The following is a 9,046-nucleotide window of genomic DNA, read 5'->3' as shown; positions in this document are numbered from 1 at the left end:
GGAAGAACTCGCCCATGGCCGTGCCCGAGAACGGGGCCAGGAACTGCAGCGGGGCGGGCTCGGACGCCGTGGCGGCGACGACGATGGTGTAGTCCAGGGCGCCGCGCTCTTCGAGCGTCTTGACGATCTGGGCCACCGTTGAGCGCTTCTGGCCGATGGCGACGTAGATGCAGTAAAGCTTTTCGCCCTCGCTGGTCGCGGCGGCGTTGGTGGTCTTCTGGTTCAGGATGGTGTCGACGGCGACGGCGGTCTTGCCGACCTGACGGTCACCGATGATCAGCTCGCGCTGGCCACGGCCGACGGGGATCAGGGTGTCGATGGCCTTCAGGCCTGTCTGCATCGGCTCGTGAACCGATTTCCGGGGGATGATGCCCGGAGCCTTCACGTCCACGCGGCGGCGCTCGGTGAACTGGATCGGGCCCTTGCCGTCGATCGGCTCGCCAAGCGGGTTGACGACGCGGCCCAGCAGGCCCTTGCCGACCGGCACGTCCACGATCTCGCCCAGACGACGGACTTCGTCGCCCTCGGCGATCTGTGCATCGGCTCCGAAGATCACGGCCCCGACGTTGTCGCGTTCCAGGTTCAGGGCCATGCCCTTCACGCCGGCCTTGGGGAATTCGATCATCTCGCCGGCCTGGACATTGTCCAGACCGTGGATGCGGGCGATGCCGTCACCGACCGACAGGACGGAGCCGACATCGGACACGTCGGCTTCGACGCCGAAGTTTGCGATCTGCGACTTGAGGATGGCCGAAATCTCGGCGGCGCGGATGTCCATGGTCTGGCTCTCTGGCTTTCGTCTTCAGGTGCGGACCTCGCAAGGCCCGGCAGTCAATCGTGGTTGGCGGTGTGTATCAGGCCCGGCGAAGGGCGAACTTCATCTGGTCGAGCTTGGTCTTCAGCGAGGCGTCAAACAGCTTCGACCCGACCTTGACCTTGAGGCCGCCCAGGATCGACGGATCGACCCGCGCGGTCAGCTCAGGGGCCTTGCCGACCGCTTCACGGATGGCGTTGCGGATGTGGGTCAACTGGGCCGTGGTCAGCGGTTGGGTCGAGACGACCTCGGCGGCGACGACGCCGGTGTGCTTGGCGTACAGGGCCTCGAAACCGGTGATCACGGCGGCCAGATCGCGGGCGCGGCCGTTCTGGGCCAGCAGGCCAAGGAAATTCTGGGTCGTCTGGTGGAACTTCGCCTTCACGGCGATGGCGGCCAGACCCTTGCTCTGGTCTTCGGCGGCGATCACCGGCGAGGTAGCCAGACGGCGCAGGTCGGCGCTCTCGATCCAGGCAGCCTTGAGCGAGGCGAGATCGGCGCGGACGAGGTCCAGCTTCCCGGTCTCGAGCGCGAGGTCAAACAGCGCCTGTGCGTAGCGTGCGCCGACTTCCGTCGTCCTGAAATCGTCTGCCAAGGTCGGGTCCGTCCGGATCAGCTTCGAGTGTTCGCGACCGTTCGCGAGGGTCCGCGACAGCCAAAGGCCTGAAATGCTTTAGGAAAGCACGCCAAGGGCCGTTTCGTGCGAAACGCCCCCTGGAAGCCGGGCGCCTGATAGCATGGGCTTTTGCCGGTCGCAACAAGTCGTGATCGAACCCATTGGTCGCACCCGGTGCCTGTCGGACCGGCGACAATCCGACGCGCGGCACCTATGGCCTGACAGGCCCGTCCTGCGTTAGAAGGCGGCAAAGCTGATCAGGAACCCGCATGTTCGACTCCATCGCCCCTCTTCTTACCGACCCGGCGGCCTGGGCTGCGCTCGTCACCCTTGTGGTGATGGAGGTGGTGCTCGGGATCGACAATCTGATCTTCATCTCGATCCTGTCGAACAAGCTGCCGCCGGAACACCGCACCCGCGTCCGCCGCATCGGCATCGGCCTGGCCCTGGTGATGCGGCTGGCGCTGCTGTCGATCATCGCCTGGCTGGTCGGGTTGATCCAGCCGGTCTTCACGGTGTTCGGAAACGCGTTCTCGTGGAAGGACCTGATCCTGATCGCGGGCGGCCTGTTCCTGATCTGGAAGGCGACCAAGGAGATCCACCACACGGTCGATCCCACGCCGAGCCATGACGTGCTGGACAAGAAGGATGTGGTCATCTCCAACGCCGGGGCCGCGATCTTCCAGATCATCATCCTGGACCTGGTCTTCTCGATCGACTCCATCCTGACGGCCGTCGGCATGACCGAGCACCTGCCGATCATGGTGGTCGCCGTCCTGGCCGCCGTCACCGTCATGCTGCTGGCCGCCGACCCCCTGGCCAACTTCATCGCCAAGAACCCGACCGTGGTCATGCTGGCCCTCGGCTTCCTGCTGATGATCGGCCTGGTGCTGATCGCCGACGGCTTCGGCTTCCATGTGCCCAAGGGCTACATCTACGCCGCCATGGCCTTCTCCGCGGGTGTCGAGGCGCTCAACATGTTGAGCCGAAGGTCCCAGACCAAGCAGGAGAAGGCACATTCGGCGCGCGAGGCGGCCGACCAGGCCGAGGCGCGGGCCATGGAGGCCGAGGCCGAGGCGGCGCTGGACCCCACCCACTGATGGCAGGGCTCGGCCTGCGCAGGCTTTCGGCGGTCGCGGGGCTTACGGCCCTGCTGGTCGCCGGAGCCTGCCTGGCCCAGACGACGGCCCCGGCTCCGCCACAGGCCGGGACGGCGTCGCCCACAGTGCCTGCACCGGCCCGGCCGCCGGTCTATGGCTACGAGGTGGTGAACATCTATCCGCACGACCCCGCCGCCTTCACCCAGGGGCTTGAGTTCCATGACGGCGTGCTGATCGAGAGCACCGGCCGGTTCCCCTCGACCCTCCGCAAGGTCCGGCTGGAGACCGGCGAGGTGCTGGACCGCCGGGAGATCGACGAGACCTATTTCGGCGAGGGGCTGACGGTCGTCGGCGACAGGATCCTGTCGCTGACCTGGCGGAACCGGAAGGGCTTCGTCTGGGACCTGGACGACCTCGAGCCGCGCGGCGAGTTCGCCTATGCCGGAGAGGGCTGGGGCCTGACCCATGATGCGAGCCGGGTGATCCTGTCGGACGGCACGGCGGCGTTGCGGTTCCTCGATCCCGAGACCCTGGTCGAGACCGGCCGCGTCCCCGTGACCTGGCAGGGTCGGCCGATCGCCAGACTGAACGAGCTGGAATGGGTCGAGGGCGAGGTCTTCGCCAATGTCTGGCAGTCCGACATCATCGTCCGCATCGACCCGGCGACTGGAAACATCGTGGGCGTGATCGACCTTACCGGCCTGCTGCCAGCATCGGAACGCGCCGACCCTGCCGACGACGTCCTCAACGGCATCGCCTGGGATGCGGAGACGCGGCGCCTGTTCGTCACAGGCAAGAACTGGCCGAAGCTGTTCGAGATCCGACTGACCGGCCCGCGCTGACCGGCACCTCTGCGGCGACGCTGGCGGTCAGGGTCCAGATCGACCACTAACGGCGCCTATCGAATCACACAGCACGAAGCCGCACGATGCCTGACCTGACCCTCTATCGCCCCAACGTCGGCGTCGTGCTGTTCAACGCGGCCGGCCAGGTCTGGTACGGCCGTCGGGCCGGGGTCGAAGGCCCGCACAACTGGCAGTTCCCGCAGGGCGGTGTCGACAGGGGCGAGGCCCTGGAGGCGGCGGCCCTGCGCGAGCTGCGGGAGGAGACCGGGGTCACCTCGGTCGAGCCCCTGGGCCGGACGGTGGAGGAGATCGTCTATGACTTTCCCGCCGAGCTGAGGGCCCGGCATCTGCGCGAGGGCCGCAAGCCGTGGGACGGCCAGCGCCAGATGTGGTTCGCCTATCGCTTCACGGGCGAGGACGCCGAGATCGACCTGAACCAGCACGAGGAGGTCGAGTTCGACGCCTGGCGCTGGGGCGACCTGTCCGAGGCCTGCGACCTGATCGTGCCGTTCAAGCGGGCCGCCTATGAGCAGGTGGTGGCGGCCTTTGGCCAGTTCGCGGCCTAGACGCGGTCACACTGCGCCGCCATAGGGACGACCATGGCCGACGCCCCGTCCAGCAATCTGTCACGCACCCTGTCCGTCGCCCCGATGATGGACTGGACCGACCGGCACTGCCGGGCGTTTCACCGCGCCCTGACGACCAAGGCCCTGCTCTATACGGAGATGGTGACCGCGCCGGCGGTGATCCATGGCGACCGGGAGCGGCTGCTGGGGTTCGATGCGGTCGAGCATCCGGTGGCGCTGCAGCTGGGCGGGTCGGACCCGGACCAGTTGGCCGAGGCCGCGCGGATCGGCGCGGCCATGGGCTATGACGAGATCAACCTGAACGTCGGCTGCCCCTCGGACCGGGTCCAGTCGGGGCGGTTCGGGGCCTGCCTGATGCGCGAGCCGGAGCTGGTGGCCGACTGTATGGCGGCGATCCGGGGGGCGGTGTCGGTGCCGGCGACGGTCAAATGCCGGATCGGGGTGGACGACCAGGACCCGGCCACCAGCCTGTTCGCCACGGTGGACGCCTGTGCGGCGATCGGCATCGAGGTTTTCATCGTCCATGCGCGGATGGCCTGGTTGCGAGGCCTGTCGCCCAAGGAGAACCGCGACATCCCGCCGCTGGACTATCCCCTTGTGCGGCGGCTGAAGCGGGAGCGGCCGCATCTGAGCGTGTCCATCAACGGCGGGATCGCCACGCTGGATGCCGCCGAGACGCACCTCGACGATGCGGACGGGGTCCAGCTGGACGGGGTCATGCTGGGCCGCGCGGCCTATCACGAACCGGCCCTGCTGGGTCAGGTGGACCGGCGGCTGTACGGTGCGGAGACGCCGGACGTCGATCCGTATCAGGCCATCGACCGCTACCGGCCCTATCTGGCGGCGCGGCTGGACGAGGGCGTCGGCCTGCACGCCATGAGCCGGCACATGCTGGGGCTGATGCACGGCCGACCGGGGGCGCGGGCGTTCCGGCGCATCCTGACGGTCGAGGCCATCGCCAAGGGGGCCGGGCTCGACGTCGTCGATCGCGCGGTCGAGGCTGTGCGCGAGGCGGAGGCACGGCGCCCCGAACCGCGTGAGCCGGCTCTGGACGACCAGGCCGCGTGACGATCCTGGGCCTGCCGCTGTCGGAGATCGCCGCCCTGCTGGCCGCCGTGGTCGCGGCGGGGCTGTTCGGCGGGCTGATCGCGGGCCTCTTCGGGGTCGGGGGCGGGACGGTGATCGTACCGGCGCTGTTCTACGCCTTCAGCGTGCTGGGGCTGGGCGGAGAGAGCAATCTGCACGTCGCCATCGGGACGTCGCTGATGACCATCGTGGCGACGTCGTGGCGGTCTCTGGCCGCGCATCGCAGCCACGGGGCGGTCGATGAGGCGGTGCTGAAGACCTGGACACCCTGGGTCGGCATCGGGGCCCTGATCGGGGCGGGGATCGCGGGCTTCACCTCCATGGGCGGGCTGGCCATCGTCTACGGCGTCTGCCTGATGGTCGTGGCGGCCCAGATGGGGCTGTTGCCCGAACGGATCACCCTGGCCAAGGACCTGCCCACCGGCTGGGGTCGGCGCGGGGTGGGGACCGGGATCGGCCTGTTGTCGGCCATGATGGGCGTCGGCGGCGGCTCTTTCGGAGGCATGCTGCTGACCCTGTGCGGGCGACCGATCCATCAGGCGGTGGCCACGGCCTCGGGCTTCGGCATCGCCATCGGCATCGCGGCGACCCTGGGGTTCGCGGTGTTCGGCTGGGGAGCACCGGGCCGGCCGCCGCTATCGGTCGGATACGTCAATGTACCCGCCGCCGTGCTTATGGCGCTGCTGACCACCCTGATCGCTCCTTATGGCGCAAGGCTGGCGCATCGACTGGACAAGCGGGTGCTGAGGCGGGCGTTCGCGGTCTATCTGCTGGTCACGGCCGCCCTGGTGGTCATCAAGGCACTCTGATCGCGCCGACCCGACGAAAAACAGAGTCCGAAAGGTCTGAATGGTCTGAAACGCTGGACTGTCCGGACTCGAAAAACAGAGTCCGAAGAGTCCGAAGAGTCCGAAGAGTCCGAAGAGTCCGAGGAGTCCGGACTCCATCACGGGGAAGGCGGGCGTGGAATGTCAAAGACCGGACGCCCATCCTAACACAGCGGCGAGGGGCGCCAGGTCCAAGGCCTCGAGAATTGGGCAATCCCTTGCGCAACAAGGGATCGGGGCTGCGAAGTTGCGAACCTGGCCCCCGTTCAGGGCCGTCCGTCAGGGGCGCAGGGTGAGGGCCGTGGGGGTGGCCTCGAAGGCCGAAAGGCGTCCCAGATAGCTCATGCCCAGCAGCGACTGCTCCAGCCCCGCCTCGACGACCAGGGCCTGAACGTCATGCACCTCGGCCGAGGCGATGGAGACCGAGCTGAGGGTGACGGCGGCGGCGCGGGCGGGACCGGAGGCGGTGTTGACCGTGCGGGTGAAGTCGGCGGGCGTGAGCTTCAGCCCCAGACGCAGGGCGTCCTCGCGGGTCAGGGCCACGACGCTGGCACCGGTGTCGACCAGGACGCGAACGGCCCGACCGTCGATCCTGGCCTCTGCCCAGTAGTGGCCGTCGGCGGCGCGCATGACCTGGGCCGTACCGGGTTTGGCGGCCGGGGCGTGGGCGGCGGCAGGCACTGCCAGCACGGTCTCGGCCCGGGCCTCGCGGCGCGAGGCGTCGGTGTGGGTCAGCCAGAAGGCGACGCTCAGCGAGGAGGCCGTCGCCATCACCATCACGGCGGCGGACTGAAAATCGAAGCGGATCATGCGGGCTCACGCGACAGAACCGCTTCTGCGGTCCGTGTCATCCTGCATGGCCCGCGTTGGGATGCGGTGAACCGATGTGGTTGACGCAGGGTTAGCGAGCTGAGCCGTTCACCGACCTCAAATCGGGCCCAGTTTCGCCGGGTCGATCCGGGCGCGGCGGTCGGGCAGGTGGGCCATGATCCCGGCGCGTTCGGCGTCGGTGAAACCGGCCCATCCGCCGATCTCGGACAGGGTCCGCAGACAGCCCAGACAGAGGCTGGAGGCCCCGTCGACGACGCAGACCTTGATGCAGGGCGTGGCGATGGCCCGAGGGAATGATCGTGGCGGTTCAGTCACAGAAGAACGACAGTCATGCGAAAACCACTCCGAAGACGGACCATATCTCTTGCAATTTATCCATCCGTATGCGATCTAAAATGCGACGCGAAACGACTGAGAGGGTGAAAGCCCCTGAGAGCACGACGTGTCTCTTTTCCCGTTCAACGAAAGGAGACATCAACGATGAACGACAAAGACAGGAATCTCCAGCACGCCATGACGTCCTTTGCCTTCTGGGGCGGGATGCTGGTGAACTCGAACCGACAGAACCGCGCGAACGATCGTGTGGTCAGCCATCCGTCGAACTTCGTGCCGATCGAGATCAAGCGCCCCCGATAGGGCGAATGGCGCCAGAAGGCGTCACATCCCGACTTGCACATCGAAGCCCCGGTCCCGAAAAGGCCGGGGCTTTGCAATTCCGGAGACGACCATGGCCCTGATCACCCAGGAGCGGCTGACCCAGCCCGGCGGCGGATCGGTGGTGGTCCTGACCCTGGACCGCGCCGAGCGACTGAACGCCCTGCCCGACCTGACCGACGGCGACGAGGTGGCGGCGGTCTGTGAGGCGATCAACGGCGATCTCGACGTCCGCTGCGTGGTCCTGACCGGGGCCGGGCGGGCCTTTTCGGCCGGGGGCGACCTGAATGCCATGAAGGCGCGGGGCGAGATGTTCGCGGGATCGGGCGCGGCGATCCGTGAGCAATATCGACGGGTCGTCCACCGCATCGTGCGGGCCCTCTATGGGCTGGAGGTTCCGTTGATCGCGGCGGTGAACGGGCCGGCGTTCGGCCTGGGGTGCGACATCGCCGGTCTGGCCGACATCCGCATCGCCTCGGACCGCGCCAGTTTCGGCGTGCCCTTCCTGAAGCTGGGCATCATTCCCGGTGACGGCGGGTCGTGGCTGCTGCCGCGCAACATCGGCTATGTCCGCGCCGCCGAGATGCTGTTCACCGCCCGCGCCATCGATGCGGAGACGGCGGACGCCTGGGGGCTGGTCAACCGGGTGGTGCCGCACGAGGCCCTGATGGACGAGGCGATGGCCACGGCCGCTCAAGTCGCCGCCATGCCGCCGCGCGCCCTGCGCATGGCCAAGACGCTGTTGCGTCAGGGGCGGGACATGACCTTCGACCAGACGCTGGAGTATTCCGCCGCCATGCAGGCCCTGGCCCATCTGACCGACGACCATATCGAGGGGGTGACGGCCGTGCTGGAGAAGCGGACCGGGGTGTTTACCGGCGACTGAGGCCGGCTGGGCCCATCGGTACTTGAGATGACACGCCATCTCCTTTTCCCGCTCATCCCGGCGAAAGCCGGGACCCGGTCCTTAAGTGAGGCACGGCACCTTGGATGTCGGTCCGAGCCGCCCGGGAATGCTCATCACCCAAAGCACTGGGTCCCGGCTTTCGCCGGGATGAGCGGAAGGGTGGGTCAAGGGAGGCCGAAACCTCAGTCCAGGGCGCAGATGTCGGGAAGGCCGCGCAGGGCGCCGGCATTGTCCAGGCCATAGCCGACGAGGAACCGGTCGGGGGCGGACCAACCGACGAAGTCGGGCTCGGGCGCGCGCGGCAGGGGGAAGGGCTTGCGGGCGAAGACGCAGGTGAGGACCTTGGCCGCCCCCGCCTCCTTCGCGATGCGGACGGATTCGGCGAGCGACAGGCCGGTGTCGAACACGTCGTCGAGGATCAGCACCTTGCGGCCCTCAAGCGAGCGCTGAAAGGGCGCGTGGACGTCGATCCGGCCCCGGCTGGTCTTCTCGTCGCCATAGGAGGCCAGCCACAGGGCGTCGAAGCGGACGTTGCGGCCGATCCGCGACAGGGCCCGGGTCAGGTCTGCAGCGAACCACAGACCCCCGGTCAGCAGGACGGCGGCGATCGTCTCGTCGTCGATGACGGGGGCGATGCGGGCGGCCAGATCGGCGACGACGCGAGCGATCTCCGCCTCGGACAGCAGGATTTCAGGGGTGGCCGTCGGGGGGGAGGAAGGAGCCATGACCGCCGATACCGCCTCACGGGGGCGTCTGTCGAGCGCCGCCCTGTACGCGAC

General features: G+C 68.0%; 11 protein-coding genes and 1 pseudogene. 7 read left to right on the top strand and 5 right to left on the bottom strand.

Annotated elements, in window-relative coordinates:
- Nucleotides 1-778, bottom strand: a pseudogene (locus tag JHC99_RS15225) (F0F1 ATP synthase subunit alpha); the annotation flags it as partial.
- A 76-nt stretch (nt 779-854) separates the two neighbouring features.
- On the bottom strand, nt 855-1,409 hold the full coding sequence (locus tag JHC99_RS15220) for a F0F1 ATP synthase subunit delta (protein ID WP_292155286.1): 555 nt from the start codon (nt 1,407-1,409) through the stop codon (nt 855-857).
- A gap of 290 nt (nt 1,410-1,699) precedes the next feature.
- Between JHC99_RS15220 and JHC99_RS15215 the strand changes: the two genes are divergently transcribed.
- The 5 genes from JHC99_RS15215 (at nt 1,700) to JHC99_RS15195 (ending at nt 5,857) form a co-directional block, all read left to right on the top strand.
- On the top strand, nt 1,700-2,530 hold the full coding sequence (locus JHC99_RS15215; protein WP_292155285.1) for a TerC family protein: 831 nt from the start codon (nt 1,700-1,702) through the stop codon (nt 2,528-2,530).
- On the top strand, nt 2,530-3,372 hold the full coding sequence (locus tag JHC99_RS15210; protein WP_292155284.1) for a glutaminyl-peptide cyclotransferase: 843 nt from the start codon (nt 2,530-2,532) through the stop codon (nt 3,370-3,372). The genes JHC99_RS15215 and JHC99_RS15210 overlap by 1 nt, the downstream gene beginning before the upstream one ends.
- An 86-nt stretch (nt 3,373-3,458) precedes the next feature.
- Nucleotides 3,459-3,941 (top strand): RNA pyrophosphohydrolase, encoded by a 483-nt coding sequence (locus JHC99_RS15205; protein ID WP_292155283.1) that lies wholly within the window; start codon nt 3,459-3,461, stop codon nt 3,939-3,941.
- A gap of 33 nt (nt 3,942-3,974) precedes the next feature.
- On the top strand, nt 3,975-5,030 hold the full coding sequence (dusA, locus tag JHC99_RS15200) for a tRNA dihydrouridine(20/20a) synthase DusA (protein WP_292155282.1): 1,056 nt from the start codon (nt 3,975-3,977) through the stop codon (nt 5,028-5,030).
- The gene (locus JHC99_RS15195; RefSeq protein ID WP_292155281.1) at nt 5,027-5,857 is read left to right on the top strand and encodes a sulfite exporter TauE/SafE family protein; all 831 of its coding nucleotides are present in this window, start codon (nt 5,027-5,029) and stop codon (nt 5,855-5,857) included. Before dusA ends, JHC99_RS15195 begins: the two co-directional genes overlap by 4 nt.
- A 297-nt stretch (nt 5,858-6,154) precedes the next feature.
- Here JHC99_RS15195 and JHC99_RS15190 read toward each other — a convergent pair whose 3' ends face one another.
- The gene (locus tag JHC99_RS15190; protein ID WP_292155280.1) at nt 6,155-6,685 is read right to left on the bottom strand and encodes a TIGR02281 family clan AA aspartic protease; all 531 of its coding nucleotides are present in this window, start codon (nt 6,683-6,685) and stop codon (nt 6,155-6,157) included.
- Nucleotides 6,686-6,802: 117 nt separating this feature from the next.
- Nucleotides 6,803-7,021 carry a DUF1289 domain-containing protein gene (locus JHC99_RS15185; protein WP_292155279.1) on the bottom strand — a complete coding sequence of 73 codons (219 nt, stop codon included), beginning with the start codon at nt 7,019-7,021 and terminating at the stop codon, nt 6,803-6,805.
- Between the two features lie 165 nt (nt 7,022-7,186).
- Between JHC99_RS15185 and JHC99_RS15180 the strand changes: the two genes are divergently transcribed.
- A complete protein-coding gene (locus tag JHC99_RS15180; RefSeq protein WP_271145887.1) occupies nt 7,187-7,342 on the top strand; it encodes a hypothetical protein in 156 nt (51 codons plus the stop codon).
- A 91-nt stretch (nt 7,343-7,433) separates the two neighbouring features.
- Complete coding sequence (locus JHC99_RS15175; RefSeq protein ID WP_292155277.1) at nt 7,434-8,246, top strand: crotonase/enoyl-CoA hydratase family protein; 813 nt, start codon at nt 7,434-7,436, stop codon at nt 8,244-8,246.
- 203 nt (nt 8,247-8,449) lie between these two features.
- Here JHC99_RS15175 and JHC99_RS15170 read toward each other — a convergent pair whose 3' ends face one another.
- Nucleotides 8,450-8,992 carry a phosphoribosyltransferase gene (locus JHC99_RS15170; RefSeq protein ID WP_292155287.1) on the bottom strand — a complete coding sequence of 181 codons (543 nt, stop codon included), beginning with the start codon at nt 8,990-8,992 and terminating at the stop codon, nt 8,450-8,452.
- Between the last annotated feature and the right edge of the window lie 54 nt (nt 8,993-9,046).

Origin of the sequence: Brevundimonas sp. (assembly GCF_016463485.1) — a bacterium.
In the GTDB taxonomy this organism is placed as follows: Bacteria; Pseudomonadota; Alphaproteobacteria; order Caulobacterales; family Caulobacteraceae; genus Brevundimonas.
Note: the sequence above shows the minus strand (reverse complement) of the source record. Positions and strands in the feature narration are given on the sequence as shown.